We start from the raw sequence: 24,485 nt of genomic DNA on the forward strand, positions 1-24,485 counted from the left end.
TACAATTATACACTTAATTTGAATTAGGCAGGGTGGAGGTGGTCGATCCGGGGGTGGAAGTCAAGACCCCGGCATTCTTTTCGATCCAACGCTTTCAGGCTGCCTGCGGTTTTTTCCTCTGGTTTCTGTTTTTCTGCCCGGCCCCTGTCAGCAGGAGTCGTCCTCCAGGCGGCGGAGAGACGTGAGGGCCAGGATACGCATTCTCAATCTGTCCCACTGTGCCGCGTCCACTCCGTCGCGCATCGCGGCTTCATTATCGCGGGCAATATCGGCTTCGAAAGCGGCGCGGTTGGTGGAGGCATAAAAATGCCACCACTGGACTTCGGGCGGGGTGTCCATCAGGCCGTCATCGACCTGTTTTCCGGGCTTTTTGATGCAGGTCGTACGGATAAGAGCTTTGGCCCTGGGGCCGAGGCCCTGCTGAGTAAGAACATCCATCATACGGGCAAAGACAGTGTCTTCGTCCGGGTAATCATCGAACATGGTGCCGGAAGCGGTGCAGTCAAGGACGGCGGCGCGAAGTTCGGCGAGATCCGGCGGCAGATCGAGCTGGCACCAGGCGTCTGCGACGCTGCCGGTCAGGCGGGGATAACGGAGCACCAGGGCGGTGAGTATGGCTAGTTTGGCGGCGGTGCCGTCCAGTGGCGTGTCAGGGGCTGAGGGGCCGGCGGGCGCTGTCCAGGAGGATGCGGAGGTGTTGCCGAAGCCTTTACTGCCGGGTTTACTCCCTTTCCTGCCTCTGTAGGTCTGGAAGAAGCGATCGAGCAGGGAGGAACGGTATTCGCCGGCGAGGGATTTGTCGGCAATTTTTCCGGTGGCTTCGACGAGACGGGCGCGCAGGGTGGCGCGCTGTTCGGGAGTCGGGTTTGGTGGCGTGCCTTCGGCGAGGAGGTCGAAGAGGATATCGGCGAGCGGGCGGGCGCTGGTGAAAAACTGTTCGGTGGTTGCGCGGCCTTTTGTGCGGATGAGGCTGTCGGGGTCTTCGCCTTCGGGGAGCATGCAGAAGCGCAGGCCGCGTTCGGTGGAGAGCAGCGGCAGGGCGGTTTCGGCGGCTTTGATGGCGGCGCGGCGACCGGCGGTGTCACCATCGAAGCAGAGGATGGGGGATGGGGCGACCTGCCAGAGGATTTCGAGCTGTTCGGGGGTCAGGGCGGTGCCGAGGGGGGCGACGGCTCCGGTGAAGCCGGCCTGATGGAGGGCGATGACATCCATGTAGCCTTCGACGACGATGGCCTCGATGTGGTGTGCGCCTTTCGGGCGGGGTGCGCGGATGGCGGCGCGGGCGCGGTCGAGGCCGAAGAGGAGTCGGCGCTTGGAGAAGAGCGCGGTTTCGGGACCGTTGAGGTATTTGGGCTGGCGGTCTCCGAGGATGCGTCCGCCGAAGGAGACGAGATCGCCTCTGCGGTCGCGGATCGGGAAGGTGACACGGCCCCAGAAGAGTTCGCCTTTCGGGCGGCCTTCCTCGTCGGCGCTCATGAGACCGGCTTCGACGAGGGCTTCGGGGGTAATGTTCTGTTCGCGGAGGGCTGAGACGAGGGCGCCGCGTTTGTCGCTGGCCCAGCCGAGGCCGAAGCTGGTGATGGTGTCGTCGGTCAGGCCGCGTTTGCGGAGGTAATCGAGGCCGGGGCGGCCTTCGGGCTGCCGGAGCGTGTGGGTCCAGAGGCGCTGGGCGGCTTCGAGGACGTCGCCGAGGGTTCGGGCGCGGACGGCCTGTTCGCGGGCCTGGGGGGTGGCTTTGGGGACTTCGAGGCCGGCTTCGGAAGCGAGGTTTTCCACGGCTTCGGGGAACGATTTTCCCTCGATCTGCATGACGAAGCTGATGACATCGCCGTGCACGCCGCAGCCGAAGCAGTGGTAGTGGTCGTCATAGACGTAGAATGAGGGTGTTTTTTCGCCGTGGAAGGGGCAGCAGCCTTTCCAGTTCCGGCCTGAGCGGCTGAGCTTCACGCGGCGGCCGATCAGGGGGGCGATCGGGGTGCGGGCCCGGAGTTCGTCGAGGAAGGCGGCGTCGATGGTGCTCATGGGGCGGGTGCTGCGGGCTCCGGGGTGTGTGGGGGTGTTCCTTTTATGGGGTGGAAGAGGGTTTGCAACCATGGGGGATTACGGACTTCTTCTGTTTTCCGGCTCTGCCGCCGGGTGCTGTGTTCATGCAGATCCTTTGTCTTCTGGCGTGGCGCTCCGGAAATTCAGTGACACCGTAAGGGAGTTCATCGATTCTGACCGGAGCACGGGAATGGCGTGGGGGCGCCGATTACAATTGAGTGGCTGGAGGATGACCATCTGGTCCGAACGGTCCTGCCTGCAGGTCTGCCGGGCTCTGACATTCGGGTGCGGAATCTGACTGTGACTGAACAGCGTGGGAATCTGCACCCGTGTTTTGTTATTCACTGAGGACTGACAGCGTGCAGTGCTGCAACAGCGGACCAGCTTTTGCGGGTAGTCGTGGTGCGATGGCATATGCGGGAAATTTCGCGCGGCATCGGTGAGGGAGAAGCATCTGTCTGATACGGGTTTTGCGGGCTGGACTGGTCAGCGGAACTGCTTTTTCCGGTGCGTCCCTTTACGGGGTCCGCGGCGATGCCCCGGAAAGTCACGCGCCCTGATCGGGGCGCGCCTGTAAGAAATACGGATCGTTTTTTCAGCCTGCGCTGAGGCCGGACTTCACCAGGCCATTGGCGCGGCCGAGGTCGAGGGAGGCGCCGAATTTTGTTTTCAGGGCGCCCATGACCTTGCCCATGTCTTTCATGGTGGTGGCGCCGGTATCGCTGATGGCGGCTTTGACGGCGGCTTCGAGGGCGGCGTCATCCATTTCGGCGGGGAGGTATTCCTGGATCAGGGCGATTTCGGCCTGTTCCTTTTCGGCGAGGTCTTCACGGCCGCCTTCGAGGTACATTTTCACTGAGTCCGTGCGGGATTTGACCATGCTGCGGAGGGTGCCGGTCAGGTCGTCCTCGCTGAGTTCCTTCCCGGAGACGCGGGCGGCGATGTCGGCGTCCTTGATTTTGGCGGTGATCATGCGGAGGGCGCCGACGCGATCCTTCTGGCCGCTTTTCATGGCGGTTTTCGTGTCTTCGGTGAGACGGGTGCGGAGGGAAGTGGGCTCGGTCATGGACGGTCTCCGGTCAATGTCTGGGGACGGGTGGCGAAGGGGTCTGCTCAGAGAACATTTTTCCCACTTCCCTCACCTGCCCTGTGGTGGGAATTTTCTTCCCACGGACGGTTGGGACTGATATGGAGGTCAGCAATCAGGGGGATATTCGGAATGTCTCTGTCAGTCGAGACTATCATTGAGCGCATCGGCGGTGCGGAAAAAATCGCGTTGCTGACGGGTGTGGGCACCGAGGCTGTGCGCAAATGGCGTCAGGCGCGGGCGATTCCGCCGAAGCACTGGCCTGTTGTCGCCAGGGCGAGCGGTGTTTCGATTGACGATCTTCAGCCTGCCGGGTCCGGCGGCGGGAGTGTTTCCCCTGAATTTTCCTCCAGTGACCAGAAGCGGGATTCCATGATGTCCGAGCATAGTGGTGCAGTGTCCGGTGAAATCCCATTGGGAGACATTCCTGAGGGCGCCACGGCGGCGCTGGTTCTGGCGGATGGCACAGTGTTGTGGGGCCTGGGTTTTGGCGCGCCGGCCACGGGTGAGGCGATCGGGGAGATCTGTTTCTCGACCGGCATGACCGGGTATCAGGAGACGCTGACCGATCCGTCCTTTGCCGGGCAGATCATCACGTTTACCTTTCCGCATATCGGCAATGTGGGCGCCAATCCGGAAGATGATGAGGCGTCGCGGGTTTCGGCGCGCGGGCTGGTGGTGAAGCAGGATCTGACGGAGCCTGCGAACTGGCGGGCGGCTGAGAGTCTGGATGCGTGGCTGAAGGAGCGCGGGGTTCCGGGGATTTGCGGTGTGGATACGCGGGCGTTGACGCTGCGGATTCGGGATCAGGGACCACAGACGGCTGTTCTGGGGCATGTTGTTGACGGCAGGCTGGATGTTGCGGCGCTGAAGAAGGCGGCTGTGTCCTGGCCGGGTCTTGAGGGCATGGATCTGGCGAAGGTTGTGACCTGTGAGAAACGATATGGCTGGTCTCAGGGTGTGTGGGAGTGGCCGTCCACGACGAAGGCATTGCCGGCGAAGCTGCGCAGGGTTGTGGCGGTCGATTATGGTGCGAAGCGGAACATTCTGCGGTGTCTGGCGACGGCGGGCTGTGATGTGACGGTCGTTCCGGCGACGACCTCGGCTGAGGAAATTCTGGCGCTGAAGCCGGAGGGGGTGTTCCTCTCGAATGGTCCGGGCGATCCGGCGGCGACGGCGTCTTATGCTGTCCCGGCGATCCGCGGGGTTCTGGATGCGGGGGTTCCTGTGTTCGGGATCTGTCTGGGACATCAGTTGCTGGCGCTGGCGCTGGGCGGGAAGACGTACAAGCTGGAGCGCGGGCATCGGGGGGCGAACCAGCCGGTGAAGGATCTGGCGACGGGTCGTGTTGAAATCACCAGTCAGAATCATGGATTTGCGGTGGATGAAGCATCGCTGCCGAACGAGGTTCGGGTGACGCATGTGAGTCTGTTCGATAAGTCGAACGAGGGGATTGCCTCGAACACGCTTCCGGCGTTTTCGGTGCAGTATCATCCTGAGGCCAGCCCGGGCCCTTCGGACAGTTTTTATCTGTTCGAGCGGTTTGTGGCGATGATGGACGCGAATCAGGCTGCGGGCGCGAAGGCGGGCTGATTTCGGTTTATGGACCCTGTTCGCAACCCTTATGTGCCGGGCGCCGGGGCGTCTCCGCCTGAGCTGGCGGGACGGCAGGAGCTGTTTACGCAGGCCGGGATTGTGTTGCAGCGGGCGCTGATCGGGAAGAGTGCGCGCAGTTTCATTGCGACCGGGTTGCGGGGTGTGGGCAAGACGGTTGTTCTGGGGCGGGTTCAGCAGCTTGCGGAGAGCGCGGGTTATCGGACGTGCTTTGTTGAGGCGCATGAGGACAAGTCGCTGGGGCAGCTTCTGGCGCCGCCGTTTCGGAAGATGATGCTGGAGCTGGACCGGGTTGGCGCGGTGACGGAGCAGGTGAAGCGGGGTCTTCGGGTTCTGAAAAGCTTTGCTGGTGGCTTGCGGATTCATCATCCTCTTGGGTTCATGATTGATCTGGATGTTGATCCTGAGAAGGGCACGGCGGATAGCGGGGATCTGGAGACGGATCTGCCGGATATGGTGTCGGCCATCGGGCTGGCGGCGCGGTCCCGTCATACGGGGATTGCGATCTTTATTGATGAGATCCAGTATCTTTCTGAGAAAGACATGGGTGCTCTGATCATGGCGATGCATCGGGTGATGCGTGAGGGACTGCCTGTGGTTCTGGCCGGAGCGGGGCTGCCGCATGTGGTGGCGCTGACGGGGCAGTCGAAATCCTATGCGGAGCGGCTCTTTGCTTTTCCGGAACTGGGGCCGCTTTCGGATGAGGAATCCGCTGATGCGTTGCGGACGCCGGCGGAGCGCGAGGGGGTGAATTTCACCTCTGAGGCGGTGGCCGAGGTGATCCGGATTACGCAGGGCTATCCGTATTTTCTGCAGGAATGGGCTTATCATGCGTGGAATGTCGCGCATGGGAATGCCATTCTGGCGGGGGATATTCAGGTGGCGACGGAGGTGTCCCTGACGTCTCTGGATGCGGGTTTTTTCCGGATGCGTTATGAGCGGCTGACGCCGCGCGAGCGGATGTATTGCCAGGCCATTGCGGAACTTGGTGTTGGCGCGCACCGGTCCGGGCAGATTGCGGAGCAGATGGGTTCCAGCACGCGGGCGGTGGCGCCGCTTCGGAATGCGCTGATCCGCAAGGGCATGATCTACAGTCCGGCGCATGGCGACATTGCTTTTACTGTGCCGCTTTTTGAAAATTATCTTCAACGTATCAAAGCCATGGGTTCTGACCCGGCCGACGCAGAGGACTGAGACGACCCATGCCAAAACGGACTGACATTCGCTCCATTCTGATCATTGGTGCCGGCCCGATTGTGATCGGTCAGGCCTGCGAGTTTGACTATTCGGGCGCGCAGGCCTGCAAGGCGCTTCGGGAGGAGGGTTATCGGGTTATTCTGCTGAACTCCAATCCGGCGACGATCATGACCGATCCTGGTCTGGCGGATGCGACGTATGTTGAACCGATTACGCCGGAATTTGTTGAGCGGATCATTCTGAAAGAGAAGCCGGATGCGGTTTTGCCGACGATGGGCGGGCAGACGGCGCTGAATGCGGCGATGGCGCTGGATGCGTCCGGGTTTCTGGTGAAGCACGGGGTTGAGCTGATCGGGGCGAAGGCGGATGTGATTGACCGCGCCGAGGACCGGCAGAAATTCCGTGAGGCGATGGATGCGATCGGGATTGAGAGTCCGAAAAGTCTGATTGCGCATACGCTGGCTGAGGCGCGTGAGGTGGTCAGGGAGATCGGGCTTCCGACGGTGATCCGGCCTTCCTTCACGATGGGCGGTTCCGGGGGCGGGATTGCCTATAACAGGGAAGAGTTCGACCGGATTGTGACGTCCGGGCTGGATGCGTCTCCGACGACGGAGGTTCTGATTGAGGAATCCGTTCTCGGGTGGAAAGAGTTCGAGATGGAGGTTGTCCGCGACAAGGCGGATAACTGCATCATCGTGTGTTCGATTGAGAACATTGATCCGATGGGTGTGCATACGGGGGATTCCATTACGGTGGCCCCTGCCCTCACCCTGACGGACAAGGAGTATCAGCGGATGCGTGATGCTTCGATTGCGTGTCTGCGGGCGATCGGGGTTGAGACGGGTGGGTCGAACGTGCAGTTCGGTGTCAATCCGGTCGACGGCCGCATGGTGGTGATCGAGATGAATCCGCGCGTGTCGCGGTCTTCGGCGCTGGCGTCCAAGGCGACGGGATTTCCGATTGCGAAGATCGCGGCGAAGCTGGCGGTGGGGTACACGCTGGACGAGCTGACGAACGATATTACCGGTTCGACGCCGGCGTCGTTCGAGCCGACGATTGATTATGTCGTTGTGAAAATTCCGCGTTTCACGTTTGAGAAGTTCCCTGGCACCCCTGCTCTGCTTTCGACCTCGATGAAGTCGGTTGGCGAGGCGATGGCGATCGGGCGGTCGTTTCCGGAGGCGTTGCAGAAGGGGCTGCGGTCGATGGAGACGGGCCTGGTCGGGCTTGATCCGGTTGAGGAGCCGGGGGATGGCGGGCCGGATGCGTATCGGGCGGCGCTGTCTCAGCCGCGTCCGGAGCGGATTCTGATGGCGGCGCAGGCTCTGCGTGCGGGGCTTTCGGTTGAGGCCATTGCTGAGGCCTGCCGGTTTGAGCCCTGGTTTCTTCGGGAACTGGAGAAAATCGTTAAAGCTGAGAAGCATCTGCTGGATCATGGATTGCCGGAGGATGCGCGGGGGCTGCGTCGTCTGAAGGCGATGGGATTCTCGGATGTGCAGCTGGCGCGGCTGTCCGGGACACAGGCTGATGAGGTCCGGGCGCTGCGCGAGGCTGTGGGGGTGAATCCGGTTTACAAGCGGATTGACACCTGTGCGGGCGAGTTCGCGTCGGCCACGCCTTATATGTATTCGACCTATGAGGGCGGGTTCGGGGCTCCGGTGTGTGAGTCTGCTCCGACGGGGGCGAAGAAAGTCATTATTCTGGGTGGCGGGCCGAACCGGATTGGTCAGGGCATCGAGTTTGATTATTGCTGTGTTCATGCGGCGTATGCGCTGCGTGAGGCGGGGATTGAGACCATTATGGTCAACTGCAATCCTGAGACGGTTTCCACGGATTATGACACGTCTGACCGGCTGTATTTCGAGCCGCTGACGGCGGAGGATGTGGGGGCGCTGATCCGGCTGGAGCAGTCGCGGGGCGAGATTCTGGGCTGCATTGTTCAGTATGGTGGGCAGACGCCGCTGAAGCTGTCACGGGCGCTGGAGAAGGCGGGGATTCCGCTTCTGGGCACGCCGGCGGATGCGATTGACCGGGCGGAGGATCGCGAGCGGTTTCAGGGGATGCTGCATAAGCTGGGGCTTCGGCAGCCGCGCAACGGGATCGCGCGTTCGGCGGCGGAGGCTGAGGCCGTGGCTGAGACGGTTGGGTATCCGGTGGTGGTGCGTCCGTCTTACGTGCTTGGTGGCCGGGCGATGGAGATCGTTTATGACCGGGCCAGCCTGCAGCGTTATCTGCGGGTTGTTCTGGCGGCTGCGGGGCCTGAGGTGTCGTCTGGTCCTGTGCTGATCGATCATTATCTGAATGATGCGATTGAGGCGGATGTGGACTGCATTGCGGATGGTGAGTCCGTTTATGTGGCGGGTGTGCTGGAGCACATTGAGGAGGCGGGGATTCACTCGGGGGATTCCGCCTGTGCGCTGCCGCCTTACACGCTGTCTCCGGCGATTGTGGCTGAGCTGAAGTCGCAGACGGAGGCGATGGCGCTGGAACTGGGCATCGTCGGTCTGATGAATGTTCAGTATGCGATCAAGGATCAGGAGATCTTTGTTCTGGAGGTCAATCCGCGGGCGTCGCGGACGGTGCCGTTTGTGGCCAAGGCGACGGGGGTTCCGGTGGCGAAGATCGGGGCGCGGGTGATGGCGGGGGCGAAGCTGGGCGAGTTCACGCTGGATGACCGGGCTGTGGTGCCGCATGTGGCTGTGAAGGAGGCGGTGTTCCCGTTCAATCGTTTTCAGGACGTGGATGTCATTCTCGGGCCTGAGATGCGCTCGACGGGTGAGGTGATGGGTCTGGACACGTCGTTTGAGCGGGCGTTTGCGAAGTCTCAGCTTGCGGCGGGTGTGAAGCTGCCGCTGTCCGGGACGGTGTTTCTGTCGGTTCGGGACGGGGACAAGGCGCTGTTGCCGCAGATCGGGCGTCAGCTTGCGGCGATGGGCTTTACGATCATGGCGACGCGGGGCACGGCGGAGCGGCTGCGTGAAGCGGGTGTTAAGGTGACGCTGGTGAACAAGGTTCTGGAGGGGCGTCCGCATTGTGTGGACGCGATCCGGTCCGGCGAGGTTCAGATGGTGATCAACACGGCGCAGGGGGCTCAGGCGGTTCAGGACAGTTATGACATCCGGCGTTCGGCGCTGACGATGGGCATTCCGCACTACACGACGATGGCGGGGGCACGGGCTGCGACCTATGCGATCAGCGCGATGCGCGAGGGGCCGCTTGAAGTTGCGCCGCTTCAGTCCTATTTTCATGGATCGTACTGATTGTATTGAGGCGTCTGGCGGGGGCTGACTTCGCCGGAGGTCTTGTTTGCGCGTTTGCATTCCGGGATGGCGTTGTTGCGTCCCGGTGATTTTTATCTGACATCCCTGGGATTAGCACATTGCAGAAAACTCCGATGACAGCATCCGGCCTGCGGCGACTTGAGGACGAGTTGCGTCGTCTTAAAAGCGAAGAGCGTCCGGCGATTATCCGGGCGATTGCTGAAGCGCGAGAGCATGGCGATCTGTCGGAAAACGCGGAGTATCATGCGGCTCGTGAGCGTCAGTCCTTTGTTGAGGGCCGGGTCATGGAGCTGGAGGAGATCCTCGCCACCGCCGAGGTGATCGACCCTTCGACGCTGTCGGGCGATCAGGTCAAGTTTGGCGCGCGGGTGCAGCTGATTGATGAGGAGACGGAGAAAGAGGCCTCCTATCAGATCGTTGGCGTGTATGAAGCCGACATCAGGGCGGGGCTTCTGTCTGTGTCTTCGCCGCTGGCGAAGTCGCTGATCGGGAAATCGGTGGGGGACACGGTGTCCGTTCCGGCGCCGGGTGGCGACCGGATGTATGAGATCGTCTCCGTTATCTATGCCTGATCATCAGAGCCCGGGGATGCTGCGCGCGTGATCACTTTCGACGACGTTACGGCTGCTGCGCAGCGGATTGAGGGGCGTGTTCTGCGCACGCCCACCCTGCCCTCTCAGAGTTTGTCGAAAGCGACGGGGGCGGAGATTACGCTCAAGCTCGACAATCTTCAGGCGGTCGGGTCGTTCAAGGAGCGCGGGGCGGCGAACAAGCTTTCGCTGCTGACGCCGGAGGAGCGGGCGCGCGGGGTGATTACGGTTTCGGCTGGCAATCATGCGCAGGGTCTGGCGCGACATGCGAGCCTGCTGGGAATTGACGCGGTGATTGTGATGCCGCGTTTCACGCCTTCGGCGAAGGTGACGCGGACGGCGGCCTGGGGCGCGCGGATTGTGCTTGAGGGCAACAATTTTGCCGAGGCGTCTCTGTTTGCGCGGGATCTTCAGCAGCGTGAGGGGCGTGTTTTCGTTCATCCTTATGACGATGACGCTGTTATGGCGGGTCAGGGCACCTGCGCGCTTGAGCTGTTTGAGGATGCGGGGCCGCTGGATGCTCTGGTGGTGCCGGTCGGGGGTGGCGGATTGCTGTCGGGCTGTGCTGTCGCGGCACGGGCTTTGCGGCCGGATGTTGAGCTGATTGGTGTGCAGGTGGAGAGTTTTTCTTCGCTGGCTGCTTTTCCGGGCGATGAGATTATGCCGCCGGGAGGGGCGACGATTGCCGAGGGCATTGCCGTGATGCAGGTCGGGCGGCGTCCTTATGAGGTGATCCGGGATCTGGTCTCGCGGGTTCTCGTGGTGTCTGAGGTTCAGGTTGAGAACGCGATCACGATGATGTCCGAGGGAGCCAAGCAGGTCGTGGAGGGTGCTGGCGCGACCGGGCTTGCGGCGGTGATGGCAAATCCGAAGCTGTTTGCCGGGAAGCGGGTCGGGCTGCTGGTGACGGGCGGGAACGTCGATACGCGGATTCTGGCGAACACCCTGTTGAGGGCGATGCTGCGTGACGGGCGGTTGCTGCGGCTGTGCATGGAGATTCCGGACCGGCCGGGGGTGCTGGCGGATATTTCCGGAATTATTGGCGCGGCGGGCGGCAACATCCTTGAGGTGTCGCATCAGCGGCTGTTTGCGGCGCCATCGGTGCAGGCGGCGGAGCTTGAGGTGATGATCGAGGCGCGTGATCCGCTCCATGCGGAGCAGATCACCGAGGCGCTGCGGGCGCGGTATGTGGTGCGGCGCGTTTAGAGTTCCGATTGGAGGCTGTTAGCCCCTTTGCCGGCGCTTAGCAGTGAGGCTTTTGAAGCAGCCTCTTATTCTTCTTCGAGGGTGAGGCCGATTTTCAGGGTGACCTGATAGTGGCTGATTTTGCCATGTTCGACATGGCCGCGTGTGCTGGTGACTTCGAACCAGCGGACGTGCTTTTCATCTTTTCCGATGCGGGTGATGGCGTTGGTGATGGCCTTCTCGACGCTGTCGGGGGATGAGCCGGCGACTTCGACGATTTTGTAGACGTGATCGGACATCATCGTTTTCCTTTTTGCGTGTCGGTGCTATGAGACACCTTGCTGATGTGGTGTCTGACGCGCCAGCGCGAGGCGGGTTCCGGTGACATCCGGGTGAAGGAGAGGTTTTCTTTCTCCTTTTGGGTGCGGCCAGTAACCAGTCATCAATATTCTGCGTCGATAAAGGCTCCGTTGCGAAACACGCATGGAGAGACGCAAAATGGCGGGACTTGGTATTCGGCTTGAAGCTGACGACAGGATGATCCTGAACGGGGCCGGTGTTCATTTTCTGACGGGCGCGCAGATCCGGCTGACGAACCGGGCCGATTTTCTTTTCGGACGACAGATCATGCGGCCGGAGGAAGCGAACACGCCGGCACGGCTGATCTATTATGCGTTGCAGACAGCATATGTCGGAACGGCTGAGGAGCGGAAGGCGGCTCTGGCTGAGGCGACGCTGCACATCACGGCTTTCATACAGGAGACGACTTCGGAGTCGGCTCGTGGATTGCTGGCCGATGCGTTGCGGGAGGCGACAGAGGGGCAGTTTTACCGGGCGCTGAAAATTGCGCGGCGGATTGTGCGGCATGAGGATGCCGTGTTGCAGGATGCGGGCGGGTTGTAGTTTTTTGAGACATTGTCCGGGATGTTAATCGAAGATTAGTAATTGAGGTGCTTTATGGCGTTACTGCGAAAAATGCAGTGAACACATGGAGAAAATCTGATGTCACTTTCGATCAACACCAATGTCGGCGCGATGGTTGCACTTGAGTCGCTGACCGACACGACCAATCAGCTGAACGAGACGCAGAACGAAGTTTCGACCGGCCTGAAGGTCAGCTCGCCCAGCGACAGCCCGGCTACGTATGCCATTGCGCAGCAGATGAATGGTAACATTTCCGGTCTTTCCGCGGTGAATGATGGTCTTTCATTCGCAGCAGAGACAGTCAGCACGACGACCTCTGCTGTGTCGACGATTATCAGCACGCTGCAGTTGCTGCAGACCGCTGTGACTTCTCTTGGTACGAACCAGGGTGATGCTACTGCGCTGGCTCAGACCTCGCAGGAAATTAACGGCTATCTGGACACCATCAACAGCGCCGCCCGCGCCGCTACGGTCAACGGTGTCAACCTGCTGACAACGGCAACCGACGCCAATACGGCCAATCAGGGTGCCACTACGGGTGCGGTGACCGCAGGCGATCTGAGCTATCTGACAGGTCTTCAGGGTTCAACGGCGAAGATCAGCAATGTTATTGGTAGTAGCGCACTCTCGGGTATCACGGGGTCTGTCGGGGGGCTGAGCGCCACGCTTGACGCTACCACACTCACCGATGCGCTTGGTCTGTCTTCCGGTATGAAGGCTGGCGATTCATCTGTGACCACGACAGGTACTAATGCCTTCGTGGGTACGGACGGTACTCTGACAGAAACCAACGAGTCATCATCCACCAATATTGCAGACATGGTATCAGTCGTTCAGAACGCGATCACGGCCATGGGCAATGTTGCATCGACGCTTGGTTCAAACACCCAGACTATTACAAGTCTGACGACTTATTCGAGCAATCTTTCGGACTCGCTGACAGCTGGTGTTGGCGCTCTGACGGATGCGGATATGGCGGCAGAAAGTGCGAAGCTGACATCGCTGCAGACAAAGCAGAGCCTTGCAATTTCGTCTCTTTCGATCGCGAAATCGTCTTCGCAGAACATTCTTACCTTGTTCCGCTAAAATATACCCTGAGGGGAGGTTTCTCCCCTCAGGGATCTTTCTGGATATATTTCATATGATTGTACAGAAAAACGGTATTAATGCAAAACAATATGTAAAAAAATTACACGATTAATGGATAATTATAACAATGCTGCCAACATCAAAGAAATAAGATCCGGATTACTAATCGTTCCTGTGTGGGCTGAGGGTCATGCGCTTCTTGCGCGTCTTCTCTGGCAGACTGGCATGCATACCGAAGCGATGGCGTCTTTTCAAAAGGCTATTGAATTGCAGCCTGAAAAGCTGGAATGGAAACTGGCTTTTCTCGACTGTCAGATGCGGAGAGGCGATGAGGCAGGCGCCGTTCCGGAACTTCTGAAAATTGTTTCTGATAATATCAATGATGCGAATACTGTTATTTCTGCTGTTTCGATTATCGGGTCAGTGGCGCGTCATGATATCGCTATCCGGTGTCTGAAATGGTGCCTCGGAAAACGACCGGATGAGGCGACTCTCAAGGCGGCTCTGGCATCCGAACTGATCAGTGCCGGACAGGTTGCTGAAGGCTGTGCCTTATTCATAAAGCTGATTCAGCAGTCAGAAAAAAATATATACTACCTTCCGGTGCTTGTCTCGGCTCCGGGATGGACCGGGGCTTTTGAACAGGCACTGCAGATTGCCGAATTTTTCTATGGCATGCCGAATACGGAACACCCTTCTCTGCTGAGCAACATAGGCAATCTCATGATTGCTCTCAATCGTTCGAAGGAAGCGATGCCTTTCTATGAACGTGCGTTCTTACAAAGTCCTGAAAATGAACAGATGCGGTTCGGACTTGCGGTCGCCTATCTCAAAAGTGGCGATTATGAAAAAGGCTGGAAACAGAACGAACTTCGCCCTTCCGTTCAGAAGCTTCCGGAATCAAAACCCTGGCGCGGGAAAGGAAGTATTTCCGGGAAGACGCTTCTTCTGCCGGGTGATCAGGGAATGGGAGATGTCATACAGTTTGTTCGGTATATTCCATATCTGACATCACTGGGTGCCCGGCTTATTCTTGTCGTGTGCACGCCTCTTGTCCGCCTTTTCAGAACTCTTCCGTGGCCGGTTGAGGTTCGTGATCTGAGCGAGCAGATTTCAACGGAGCATGACTTCAACTGCCCGCTTCTGAGTCTTCCGCTGGCATTGATGCACTATATTGGAACAGAAATTCCTCATGATGTTCCATATTTTTTTCCATATGCGAAAGATGTAAGCCGGTTTGCCTGGCTTCGCGACAAGCCTGGAAGAAAGAAAATCGGACTGGTGTGGAGTGGGAGGGCGCGTCCTGAATATGGGATAGCCTACCGTGCCAGATCGACTTCTCTGGAAGCATTCGCGCCGATTACGTCGCAGGCTGGCGTCACATTCGTCAATCTGCAGTTTGGTGAACCTGCCGGTGAACTTCAGTCGCTTAAAGGGATCTCAATCGTGGATCCCATGAACGATGTCAGGGATATGGCTGATACAGCGGCCATTATAGAAAACCTTGATCTTGTGATCTCGGTTGACACTTCTGTCGCGCATCTCGCCGGGGCTCTGGGTAAGCCGGTGTGGATGCTCACCCGCAGTGACTGTTGCTGGCGCTGGCTCGAAAATCGCGATGATACGCCGTGGTATCCGACCATGCGCATTTTCCGGTCACAGCCAGGCAGTCTGGACCATGCCATAGCGCTGGCGGCAGAAGAATTACAGCGTGTACTGCATGACAATGCCCCTGAGGCCGCTTGTATCCTGAATAGTGAATATGAGGCTTTAACATGAAATATGGTCTTCAGCGCTACAATCAGGGGGCTGCAAACCTCCTGTCTTCCCGGCAGATTGAAGCAATGGCTTTCAGTCAGGCCATTTCTCTTCTGGAACGGGCCAGAGATGAGAAAGCACGGCTGCACGCGCTCTCAATGAATCAGAAGCTCTGGTCTGCGGTACTGCGTGAGATGGATGTCCAGAACAATGGAATTCCCGACGATCTGCGCAAGGATCTTTTTAAGCTTTCTTTCTGGGCAACACGCTATTGCGTCCGTGCGATGCTGGAAAAAATCAGCCTCAAACCTCTGATTGATATCAATCGTGACATGCTGGATGGATTGCGGGAAAAAACTGTCGGAGCTTCTGAGGCCAGCACAGAGGCACCCGTTCACAACTTCAAACTGGCAACGGCCTGATCCGGAAGAAATCGTGATCAGGTTTTTACCTGATCACGTGACAGGCCTGGACAGGGAAGGCTCTGTTCGCGTTGCGGGTTGAGCTGTAGTTTTTTCGAAGGGCTGGCGGAATCGGGGCTCTGCCCGAACCCGTCAGGGACCGCAGGCCCCTGTACCCCTGTTGATTAATAATAAAATGGTTTCCAAAGGTCTGTGACCTTTGATGGGTTCCGGGACGAAGCCCTGGGAAAGCACAGGCGAGCGACGCTGACAGAGCTATGGGAACGGATTCTCCGGTCATTTTGTTCCGAAGAGGCGGTCTCCTGCGTCGCCCAAACCGGGGCGAATGTATCCATGGTCATCAAGTTCCCGGTCTACGGCACAAGTGATTATTTTGACGTCCGGGTGGGCTTTTGAGAGACAGGCCACGCCTTCGGGCGCGGCGAGCAGGCAGACGAAGATGATGTTTTCGGCGCCGGCGTTTTTCAGTCTGTCGATCGCTGCGGACGCGCTGTAGCCGGTGGCGAGCATCGGATCGACGACGATGCAGTCCCGGTTTCCGATATCGTCCGGCAGTTTCATATAATATTCGACGGGGCGGAGCGTTTCCGGATCGCGGAAGAGGCCGATATGGCCGACGCGGGCCGAGGGCACGAGATCGAGCATGCCGTCGAGGATGCCGTTACCGGCGCGAAGAATGGAGACGAAACAGAGCTTTTTCCCTGACAGTCTCTCGCCGGTCATGGGTTCGATCGGGGTGTTGATTTCGACCGGTTCGAGCTTCAGATCCCGGGTAGCCTCGTAGCAGAGAAGCAGGCTCAGTTCGCGCGCCAGACGGCGGAAGCCGGCGGTGGAAGTGGAGGCATCCCGCAATCTTGTCAGTTTGTGGCGGACGAGGGGGTGAGTGACAACCACGACGTTGCCGGAATGCGCTGCTGTTTCGGTCATTGAAGCCTTTGCCTGTTTTGAGAGATGTCGTTTTCGGGATGAGGTGATCGGAGCCATGGGACGGGGTGTGGTTTTTCGGGTGGCTTCGGGGTCAGTTTGTCTGATCGGTGTCCCGGTCAGCCGGCTTGCTTCTCCGGGCGGAAGTCGAGGACGATACCGTTCATGCAGTAGCGCAGGCCGGTCGGTGGCGGCCCGTCGGGGAAGACATGTCCGAGATGGCCTTTGCATTTCGCGCAGTGAACTTCAGTGCGTGTCACGCCGAGGCTGTTGTCGGTTTCCGTTTCCACTGCTCCGGGGATCGGGGAGAAGAAGGATGGCCAGCCGCTGCCGCTTTCGTATTTGGTCTCTGAGGAGAAGAGCGCTGTGCCGCAGGCGGCGCAGCGGTAAATGCCGGTCCGTTTTTCGTGATTCAGGTCACTGGAGCCGGGACGTTCGGTGCCGTGCTGTCTGAGGACCCGAAGTTGCTCTTCGGTGAGGGTGCCGCAGAGTGAAACGGGTTGTGGTTCTTCGGACATGGCATAGCCCCTTTGCCGCGCTGACTGTCGCCCTGCCCCGCCGACAGTGGCTGATTTTCTGCCCCCTTATACCCTGTGAGGTCTGTCCTGCGTCAAATGGATACGGGCGGCGCGGTGATGTGGCCTGTGTGGCTCGGGGTATCCTGCTTCCATAATGTATAATTTTTATTCATATTCTGAACTGATCTGAACCAGAGCGGTGGCGTGACGTTTTTCTTGTGTCCGACACAGGAATCACAGGAGGACATCATGACTGCCAAAACGAAAATTTCTGAAACAAAACCTTTGCATAAAAAAGAAGCCGAGCCTGAATTTGAGAGCTGTGGGCCTGAATGTCAGGACAGACTGGACGAGACGGGCGACGGGACATTTCCTGCCAGTGATCCGCCTTCATCGGGGAAGTCGACCGGTCCGGGCGATAATGGTTCGGCGAAAGGCAAATAGCGGTTTGTTTTTCGGTGACTGTTTCGCGGGTTTCGGATCCTGCTCCCGACAGAGAGTTGCGGACTGGTCCCGTGAGTTAAAGAAGGGTCCGCTTCCGGGATCGTCCTGAGCGGGGCTGGACAGGCTTATGTGAACGCTGGCGCGGCCGGGCGGATCGAAGCCTGGCGGCCCGGTGGATTGATAAAAATATGCGGCGGATTGTGGGCTGAGGCACTCTGGCAGAGAATTATTATGAAGCAGGCTTTGAGAGGCTGTTTCAAAAGCTCCTTTGCAGATGATCCAACGCGCGTTTTCTGCGCTCCGATGCTCACGGCCCATACGGTCGCTCCGCTTCCGTGCTCAAAATACATGTCGGTCACGCCCTTCAGGGGACGTTCTCGCCGGGCAGTGAGGCTTTTGAAACAGCCTCTTAACGAAAGTAAGGACTCTGCCTGAATCCGGGAGGGATCGCGGGCCTCTGCACCCTTGCGTGTTGATAACAAAATGGTTGCCGGGGTTCTGCGGCTGCTGGTGGTCATCACGGGCAAGGCCCTGCGGCAGTCAGGCATATAATGGGCTGGGAAGCGTGAACTTCCTCGCCTGTTTCAGGGTAGCGCTTTGCTATCGGGCAGGATCTGGACGCAGGCCCTTCCTAGCTGACAGTTGCGGGTCGGGCTGTTGTGACAATCGGTCCCGACCGCACGCCTGTGCTTGGAACGGCGCGCGGGAAGTGTCATGATGCGGGCAATAACAATTTGAAAAAGAAGGCTCACCTCATGTCTGCTTCCGACACTCAGCGTTCATCGGCTCCCCGTCCTGTCATGCTTGTCATTCTTGATGGTTTTGGCTGGCGTGAGGATGATTCTGACAATGCGGTCCGGCTGGCGAAGAAACCGGTTTTTGACCGGCTCTGGGCGAATTGTCCGCATACATTTCTGGATACGAGCGGTGAGGATGTCGGGTTGCCGGATGCCCAGATGGGCAATTCGGAGGTCGGGCATCTGAACATCGGCGCCGGACGGGTGGTGATGCAGGAACTGCCGCGCATCGGTCGGGCGATCCGGGACGGGAGTCTGGCGGCGAGTCCGGTTCTGACGACATTTATTGAGACGCTGAAGACATCGGGGGGTACGTGTCACCTGATGGGGCTGGTGTCGCCTGGCGGAGTGCATGCGCATCAGGATCATGCGGTCGCGCTGGCGGAAATCGTGACGGCGGCGGGGGTTCCGGTTGCGTTTCATGTCTTTACGGACGGACGTGATACACCGCCGCAATCGGGGCGGGATTATGTCTCGCGGCTGGTGAAGGCGTTGCCGGACGGGGTGACGCTCGCGACGGTTTCGGGTCGGTATTACGCGATGGATCGCGACAATCGCTGGGAACGCGTGTCGCGGGTTTATGATGTGATCACGAGTGCTTCGGGGCCACGGGCGGGTTCGGCGGCTGAGGTGATTGAGCGGGCTTATGCCGCGAAGACGACGGATGAGTTTATTGAGCCAACGGTGATCGGGGATTTTGCCGGAGCGAAGGATGGTGATGGGATTCTGTCGTTCAATTTCCGGGCGGATCGTATTCGTGAGTTACTGATGGCGCTGCTTGATCCGGCGTTTTCGGGGTTTGAACGGAAGGTTGTGCGGCATTTCGCTGCGGCTGTGGGGATGACGCGGTATAGCGACGATCTGGCGAAGCTGACGACGGTGCTGTTTCCGCCGCAGAACCTGGTGGAGTTGCTGGGGGATGTGGTTTCCGGCGCCGGGAAGAAGCAGTTGCGGATGGCAGAGACTGAGAAATATCCGCATGTGACGTATTTTCTGAATGGCGGGCGGGAGACGCCGCTTGAGGGGGAGGATCGGATTATGGTCCCCTCCCCTAAGGTTGCGACGTATGATCTTCAGCCGGAGATGTCGGCGCCGGAGCTGACGGATAAGGCTGTCGCGGCGATCGGGAGCGGGAAATATGATCTGATCGTGCTGAATTTCGCGAACCCGGACATGGTTGGCCATACGGGAGTGTTATCGGCGGCAATCAGGGCTGTTGAAACGGTTGATGCCGGGCTGGGCCGTATTGCTGAGGCGATTGAGCGGCAGGGCGGTGCGCTGCTGTTTACGGCGGATCATGGCAATTGCGAGACGATGCGCGATCCGGCAACGGGCGGACCGCATACGGCGCATACGCTGAACAAAGTTCCCTGCGTGCTGGTCGGGGCTGGCGATGCAAAGTTGCGGCTCGGGCGACTAGCGGATCTGGCGCCGACATTGCTGGAACTGATGAAACTGCCGCAGCCTGTGGTGATGACGGGGAAATCTCTCATTGAGAGGGCTGACTGAGGGTTGGATTGCCTGAGCAGGATGTTCACTCTTTGGGATAATCATACGAACGGATGACGAGACGGGTTCGTATGGTGTTGCTGCATCGGGACAGGACTGATTTGCCGCCCCGGTTCCGGCGCGATTATTTTGTCGTGGGTGTTCTTCTGCTTTGTGGCGGGTGGGCCTGCTCCGTGCCGGGCATGGCGCGGGGATACCAGCATAGCGTGAGTGGTGCGCATCATGCGGCGGCCCAGCGTGGGACTGTGGCGCGGCCATCGGCTTCCCAGGCGGCGCTGGAAGCGGCCCGGACTCAGGAAGCGCTGTTACGGCGGCAACGGGATGAGGAGAAGGCGCGGCTGGCGGTGGCGCAGCACGTGAATGCGGCGGAGGCGGCACAGGCTGAGAAAGACAGGGCCCGGGCGACGTCGCTTTCGGCGGCGACGGTTTCGGCGGCGGGGCAGTTGCAGCAGACGGAGACGAGGCTTCAGACGCTTCAGGATCAGATTGACGGGCTGCATGCCGATCAGGAGCAGCTGCGGACGGAGCTTGATGCGGAGGCGCGCGCCCTGATGCCGGTTCTGCCTGTGGCGCAGCGGCTGTCGCTTTATCCTTCCGATACGCTTTTGACCGGACCTTTATCGCCGCAGCAGGCGGTGACGGGACTTCTGATTGTCCGTGGACTGGCGAAGACGCTTGAGGCACGGGCGGAGACTGTGCAGTTGCAGCGGCAGGAACTTGCGATGTTGAACAGGACGCTGGCGGAGCGGCTGGGCGAGGTCGGCACGGTTCAGGAAAAGCAGAGTCAGCAGCAACAGGCGCTGGCGGCGCAGATGCAGGCGGCGCGGGATGCGCAGCTTCGGTCGAATGCGGCGGCGCGGCAGTCGGCGGCGCATGTGACGCAGGAGGCGGCGCGGGCGTCCGCGCTTCAGGCGGCGATTGACAGGATCGTGGCGACGGAGGCGGCGGCGATGGCGCAGTTGCAGCGCGAGGCTGAGGCGGCGGAGCGGGCCAGGCGGGCGCAGCTTGCCGAGGAGGCGCGGCGGCGGGTGGCGGCGCGGAAAGAGAGTGGCGGGCGGAGTGCGCCGGTGGTGGTGGCGCCTTCGGAAGGGGGGCGACCGGGTGGCGGTGGTGTTGTGGCGGGTCGGCTGATCAGTGCCTGGGGTGAGCAGACTGAAGCGGGACCGGCGACGGGAAACAGTTATGCCGTGGCCGGAGGGACGAGTGTGCGGTCGCCGTGTTCGGGGACTGTGGAGTTTGCCGCGCCGTTTCGCAGTTACGGGCAGATGCTGATTCTGAATTGCGGGCGGGAGTATCGCTTTGTTCTGGCGGGGCTCGGGGCGCTGGATGTTGCGACCGGACAGGCTCTGGCGAAGGGGGCTGCGATCGGGGCGATGCCGCGTGGGGGCGGTTCGGCGACGTTGCTGGTTCAGGTTCGGCATGGGCAGAAAACGGTCAACCCGACGCCGTTTCTGTGAGGGTATGGCGTGGGCGGGCAATCGGCCCATGGTGTCGGGGACTTGTTGTGAGCGCGAATTTTCGCTGAACTGTCGGGAGGGGAATTCGCGCTGGCCGCAGGATTGCGATGCGGGGCGGTTTTCGACGCGACTGATAGTGGCTAAGGTCGTGGCTTAGCCGGATAGTAAGACTTGCCTCCGATCATCCGTTTCGGGCGGGGCGATTCGTGCTGAGAGATGAGGGACTTGCCGGCCGTGCGCAACGGTCCGGCATCAGGAGACGAGACCGTATGACATTTCGCACTGGCCTGCTGTTCGGCGCCGCTTTCCTGACCGGGATTGTGGCGGGTCCTGGCCTTGTCCGTGTCGCTGAGGTGGGAGCGGGATCGGTTGTGCCCGTTGCTTATGCGGATACGGCGCCGGCAGCGGCTCCGGCCAACAGTCACGCCGAGACGTATCGGCTGCTGACGCTGTTCGGCAGCATTTTTGATCTGGTGCGCGCCAATTACGTTGATCCGGTGTCTGACCGGGATCTGATCACCAATGCCCTGAATGGTATGCTCAGCGGGCTGGACCCTCACAGTTCCTACATGACCGAGAAGCAGTATGCGGACATGCAGGTGCAGACCACGGGCAAGTTTGGCGGTCTTGGTCTGGAGGTTCAGGGCGAGGACGGGCACGTCCGGGTTGTGTCACCGATTGATGGGACGCCAGCCTGGAAGGCGGGGATCAAGCCGGGCGATTATATCGTTGCCATTGACGGGCATAATATTGACGGGAGCCCGCTGAACGACGCCGTGGAGAAGATGCGCGGCAAGCCGAACACGAAGATCACGCTGACGATCATCCGTCCGAAGACGACGAAGCCGCTTGTGCTGACGATGACGCGGGAGACCATCCGGATCGAGGGTGTGAAGTCGGTTCTTTATGACAAGACGGCTTATATTCGCGTTCCGCAGTTTACCGAAGACACTTCGACTGAGCTTCATCGGGAATATGAGAAGCTGAAGCAGCAGGCCGGCGGCAAGCTGACGGGCGGTCTTGTCATTGATCTGCGTAACGATCCGGGTGGATTGCTCAATCAGGCGATTGATGTGTCTTCGGCTTTTGTTCGCAATGGCGAAATTGTCTCGACGCGGGCGCGCCATCCGAAGGACAGCCAGCGCTGGGATGCCAAAGGCACTGACATGACGGACGGGTTGCCGGTCGTTGTGCTGACGAATGGCGGCTCGGCGTCTGCGAGTGAGATCGTATCCGGCGCTTTGCAGGATCATCATCGCGCTGTTCTGGTGGGCACCAAGACGTTCGGCAAAGGCTCCGTGCAGACGATCATGCCGATTCCGGGGAATGGCGCGGTACGGCTGACGACGGCGCGTTATTACACGCCGTCGGGCAGATCGATTCAGGGGCTGGGGATTGCACCGGACATCGTGGTGAAGGAGAGCCGGGAAGATCCGGTGTTCAGCATCCGTGAAGCGGATCTGTCGCACATCATCAAAAATCAGGGCGGCAATCAGACGAAGCCGCCGGTCCGTGATGATCTTCCGGCTATTGCGTCGAAGATTCCTGACGAGCCGCCGGAAAACTGGCCTGCTTATGACATGACGAAAGCTTCAACTGATTTCCAGTTACAGGAAGGACTGCGTGTGGTTCGCAGCATGGCTGGCGTTCCTGCGCCTGATCCTGTCGCGGCTCTGCCTGCGGTAACTCCCGGCAAATCAAAGAGCGAGGTCCCCCATCACTAACGACTTGTCTCATCAGGCCGGTGTGAACGCGGCGTCGGTTTCTAACGCGGGCCGCCTGTCCCTTCCCTCTTTCTGGCAGCGGCTGCCACGTTCGGGGCGCCTGTTTTTCCAGTTCTGGGGTGGGGTTTCGATTGTTGCCCTGCTGGGTGCAATCACGTTGCAGGAACTGTCGGCGTTGCGTCGCTCCGGTGCTCCGGCGGTTGTGCCGCCAGCAGCGGGAGCGAAGGCAACGGATACGAGGAAGGCCTCTGATGCGTCCCGTCAGGAGGTTGCGCGTTCCTCGCCTCCGGAGGCCGCCATTGCCCCGCCACCTCCCGGCGTTCATGCCATTCCGGCTCCGTTGCCCGCCCTGATGGAGGCGGCGCCGGATGAGCCTGGTCACAGTCTGCCGAAGATCGGAGCTGATGGTTCTCTGCCGCGTAAGGTTTATGCAGCGGAAGCGCCTTCGGTGCCGGCGGGGAATGCCCGGATTGCCATTCTGCTGGACGGGTTTGGTTTGTCGGAGGATATGAGCCGGACGGCTGTGCAGGATCTGCCCTCGACCGTTTCGTTTGCTATACCGGCTTATGCGCCGCCGAGAGAGGATCTGCTCAGCGGGGCGCGACAGAGCGGACATGAAATTTTCCTGGCTCTGCCGATGCAGCCTTCGACGGCACCGCTGGATGATGAGGGGCCTAAGGCGCTTGGCTATGATCATTCATCCGCTGCTGACCGGAAAAACCTGGAGTGGGCTTTGTCGCGCCTGAATGGGTATGTCGGCGTGACGAATGCGTTTTCCGGGCTGGACGGTGATGCTTATGCACAGTCGCCTGATTTTCGGATGGTCTCGAAGGAACTCGACGCACGGGGGCTGAGCTATCTGAACGCTACGCCGGGAACATCGTGGATCGGACCTGTTGTCGGGGCGAATGCGGCACTGACGTTTGACACCAGCGCTGACAGTGCCGGTGTGGACGGGCAGCTGGCGCATCTGGTGGAGATGGCGAAGAGCTCCGGGAGCGCGATTGGTGTTGCCGGGCCGATGCGTCCGGTTCTTTTGCAGCGGATTGCGGAGTGGAGCCGGGGGCTGGCTGGCAAGGGTGTGACGCTTGTTCCTGTGAGTTCTCTCGGTGCTGATCCGGCACCGATATCCGGGCCGTCGGATAGTGTGCGGCCTGTGCATATTGAGAGTTCCGCGCCTCCGCTGGTGCCGGCTCCGGCCGCGGTTGTGGGGCAGTCTTTTCACGGGCCGTCTTCCGTTACAGCGGTGCCACTGGCGGCGCCCTCTCCTCCTGTGTTTCAGCCCTCCGCGGCATCACCGACAGGAGGAGCGAAGGCTCCGGTGGCTCAGCACTGATAACGGACACGAGGCAGATATGACTGATCCGTCTTCCCTCCCCTTGCGGCGCAATGTCGGGGGGGTGATTTTCAACACTTCCGGTCAGGTATTTGTTGCGCGGCGAACGGATATGCCGGGAGCCGGAGGGGGCGCTGACGAGGGTGTCTGGCAGTGTCCGCAGGGAGGCATTGACGACGGGGAGCAGCCGGAGGTCGCGGTTCTGCGCGAGGTCCGGGAGGAGACAGGCATGACATCGCTTGTTGTACTCGGGGAGTATCCGGACTGGCTTAGTTATGATCTTCCGGCGCATCTGATTGGTAAGGCGCTGGGCGGACGGTTTCGGGGGCAGACGCAGAAGTGGTTTGCGCTGCGGTTTGCTGGTGATGAGAGTGAGATCCGGCTCGATCTGCAGGCGCATCGGGAGTTTGATGCGTGGAAGTGGGTGGAGCTGACGGAGCTGCCGCTTCTGAATACTGGTTTCAAGAAGCCGGTTTATGAGAAGCTGGCGGCGGGGTTTGCCCGGTTCGTGTGACTGTCTTCGGGTGATCGCGAAAGACGTGTCTGGCCTGGATTTCTGAGCACCGGAGAACGGAGCGGCATGTGG

The 24,485-nt window shown here is 60.0% G+C and carries 20 protein-coding genes; 15 read left to right on the top strand and 5 right to left on the bottom strand.

Going from position 1 to position 24,485, the window contains the following annotated elements:
* Positions 1-147: 147 nt before the first annotated feature.
* Positions 148-2,022 (bottom strand): DNA primase, encoded by a 1,875-nt coding sequence (gene dnaG / locus GOB85_RS03710; RefSeq protein WP_173576284.1) that lies wholly within the window; start codon positions 2,020-2,022, stop codon positions 148-150.
* Positions 2,023-2,638: 616 nt separating this feature from the next.
* Positions 2,639-3,109, bottom strand: a complete 471-nt coding sequence (locus GOB85_RS03715; RefSeq protein WP_173576285.1) for a GatB/YqeY domain-containing protein — start codon at positions 3,107-3,109, stop codon at positions 2,639-2,641.
* 153 nt (positions 3,110-3,262) lie between these two features.
* Here GOB85_RS03715 and carA point away from each other — a divergent pair, with 153 nt between their 5' ends.
* From carA to GOB85_RS03740, 5 genes are all read left to right on the top strand, one after another.
* Entirely contained in the window at positions 3,263-4,723 is a 1,461-nt protein-coding gene (gene carA / locus GOB85_RS03720; protein ID WP_173576286.1) for a glutamine-hydrolyzing carbamoyl-phosphate synthase small subunit, read from the top strand.
* Positions 4,724-4,732: 9 nt separating this feature from the next.
* Positions 4,733-5,938 carry an ATP-binding protein gene (locus GOB85_RS03725; protein ID WP_173576287.1) on the top strand — a complete coding sequence of 402 codons (1,206 nt, stop codon included), beginning with the start codon at positions 4,733-4,735 and terminating at the stop codon, positions 5,936-5,938.
* Positions 5,939-5,946: 8 nt separating this feature from the next.
* Positions 5,947-9,201: a carbamoyl-phosphate synthase large subunit gene (gene carB / locus GOB85_RS03730; RefSeq protein WP_173576288.1), complete on the top strand. Its 3,255-nt coding sequence runs from the start codon at positions 5,947-5,949 to the stop codon at positions 9,199-9,201.
* Positions 9,202-9,320: 119 nt separating this feature from the next.
* Entirely contained in the window at positions 9,321-9,794 is a 474-nt protein-coding gene (gene greA, locus GOB85_RS03735; RefSeq protein ID WP_173576289.1) for a transcription elongation factor GreA, read from the top strand.
* 27 nt (positions 9,795-9,821) lie between these two features.
* Positions 9,822-11,018: a threonine ammonia-lyase gene (locus GOB85_RS03740; RefSeq protein WP_173576290.1), complete on the top strand. Its 1,197-nt coding sequence runs from the start codon at positions 9,822-9,824 to the stop codon at positions 11,016-11,018.
* 65 nt (positions 11,019-11,083) lie between these two features.
* Here GOB85_RS03740 and GOB85_RS03745 read toward each other — a convergent pair whose 3' ends face one another.
* The gene (locus GOB85_RS03745) at positions 11,084-11,299 is read right to left on the bottom strand and encodes a dodecin (RefSeq protein ID WP_198912186.1); all 216 of its coding nucleotides are present in this window, start codon (positions 11,297-11,299) and stop codon (positions 11,084-11,086) included.
* 196 nt (positions 11,300-11,495) lie between these two features.
* Between GOB85_RS03745 and GOB85_RS03750 the strand changes: the two genes are divergently transcribed.
* The 4 genes from GOB85_RS03750 (at position 11,496) to GOB85_RS03765 (ending at position 15,190) form a co-directional block, all read left to right on the top strand.
* A complete protein-coding gene (locus GOB85_RS03750; protein ID WP_173576291.1) occupies positions 11,496-11,900 on the top strand; it encodes a flagellar biosynthesis repressor FlbT in 405 nt (134 codons plus the stop codon).
* A 99-nt stretch (positions 11,901-11,999) separates the two neighbouring features.
* Positions 12,000-13,007, top strand: coding sequence for a flagellin (locus tag GOB85_RS03755; RefSeq protein WP_173576292.1), 1,008 nt, complete (start codon positions 12,000-12,002; stop codon positions 13,005-13,007).
* A gap of 177 nt (positions 13,008-13,184) precedes the next feature.
* Positions 13,185-14,789: a tetratricopeptide repeat protein gene (locus tag GOB85_RS03760; RefSeq protein WP_173576293.1), complete on the top strand. Its 1,605-nt coding sequence runs from the start codon at positions 13,185-13,187 to the stop codon at positions 14,787-14,789.
* Positions 14,786-15,190 carry a flagellar biosynthesis regulator FlaF gene (locus GOB85_RS03765; protein ID WP_173576294.1) on the top strand — a complete coding sequence of 135 codons (405 nt, stop codon included), beginning with the start codon at positions 14,786-14,788 and terminating at the stop codon, positions 15,188-15,190. Before GOB85_RS03760 ends, GOB85_RS03765 begins: the two co-directional genes overlap by 4 nt.
* A 276-nt stretch (positions 15,191-15,466) precedes the next feature.
* On the opposite strand, the gene upp is transcribed toward GOB85_RS03765, so the two are convergent.
* Both upp and msrB read right to left on the bottom strand, forming a co-directional pair.
* The gene (gene upp / locus GOB85_RS03770; protein WP_173576295.1) at positions 15,467-16,117 is read right to left on the bottom strand and encodes a uracil phosphoribosyltransferase; all 651 of its coding nucleotides are present in this window, start codon (positions 16,115-16,117) and stop codon (positions 15,467-15,469) included.
* Positions 16,118-16,233: 116 nt separating this feature from the next.
* On the bottom strand, positions 16,234-16,632 hold the full coding sequence (gene msrB / locus GOB85_RS03775; protein WP_173576296.1) for a peptide-methionine (R)-S-oxide reductase MsrB: 399 nt from the start codon (positions 16,630-16,632) through the stop codon (positions 16,234-16,236).
* 249 nt (positions 16,633-16,881) lie between these two features.
* On the opposite strand from msrB, the gene GOB85_RS03780 reads away from it, so the two are divergent.
* The 6 genes from GOB85_RS03780 (at position 16,882) to GOB85_RS03805 (ending at position 24,413) form a co-directional block, all read left to right on the top strand.
* Positions 16,882-17,076 carry a hypothetical protein gene (locus tag GOB85_RS03780; protein WP_173576297.1) on the top strand — a complete coding sequence of 65 codons (195 nt, stop codon included), beginning with the start codon at positions 16,882-16,884 and terminating at the stop codon, positions 17,074-17,076.
* 755 nt (positions 17,077-17,831) lie between these two features.
* The gene (gene gpmI / locus GOB85_RS03785; RefSeq protein WP_173576298.1) at positions 17,832-19,382 is read left to right on the top strand and encodes a 2,3-bisphosphoglycerate-independent phosphoglycerate mutase; all 1,551 of its coding nucleotides are present in this window, start codon (positions 17,832-17,834) and stop codon (positions 19,380-19,382) included.
* A 53-nt stretch (positions 19,383-19,435) separates the two neighbouring features.
* Positions 19,436-20,839 (top strand): murein hydrolase activator EnvC family protein, encoded by a 1,404-nt coding sequence (locus GOB85_RS03790; RefSeq protein ID WP_173576299.1) that lies wholly within the window; start codon positions 19,436-19,438, stop codon positions 20,837-20,839.
* Between the two features lie 269 nt (positions 20,840-21,108).
* Positions 21,109-22,563 (top strand): S41 family peptidase, encoded by a 1,455-nt coding sequence (locus GOB85_RS03795; RefSeq protein WP_173576300.1) that lies wholly within the window; start codon positions 21,109-21,111, stop codon positions 22,561-22,563.
* Between the two features lie 22 nt (positions 22,564-22,585).
* Entirely contained in the window at positions 22,586-23,899 is a 1,314-nt protein-coding gene (locus tag GOB85_RS19160) for a divergent polysaccharide deacetylase family protein (RefSeq protein ID WP_173576301.1), read from the top strand.
* Positions 23,900-23,918: 19 nt separating this feature from the next.
* Complete coding sequence (locus GOB85_RS03805) at positions 23,919-24,413, top strand: RNA pyrophosphohydrolase (protein ID WP_173576302.1); 495 nt, start codon at positions 23,919-23,921, stop codon at positions 24,411-24,413.
* Positions 24,414-24,485: the final 72 nt, after the last annotated feature.

The organism is Acetobacter fallax, assembly GCF_011516735.1.
GTDB classification, from domain to species: Bacteria; Pseudomonadota; Alphaproteobacteria; order Acetobacterales; family Acetobacteraceae; genus Acetobacter; species Acetobacter fallax.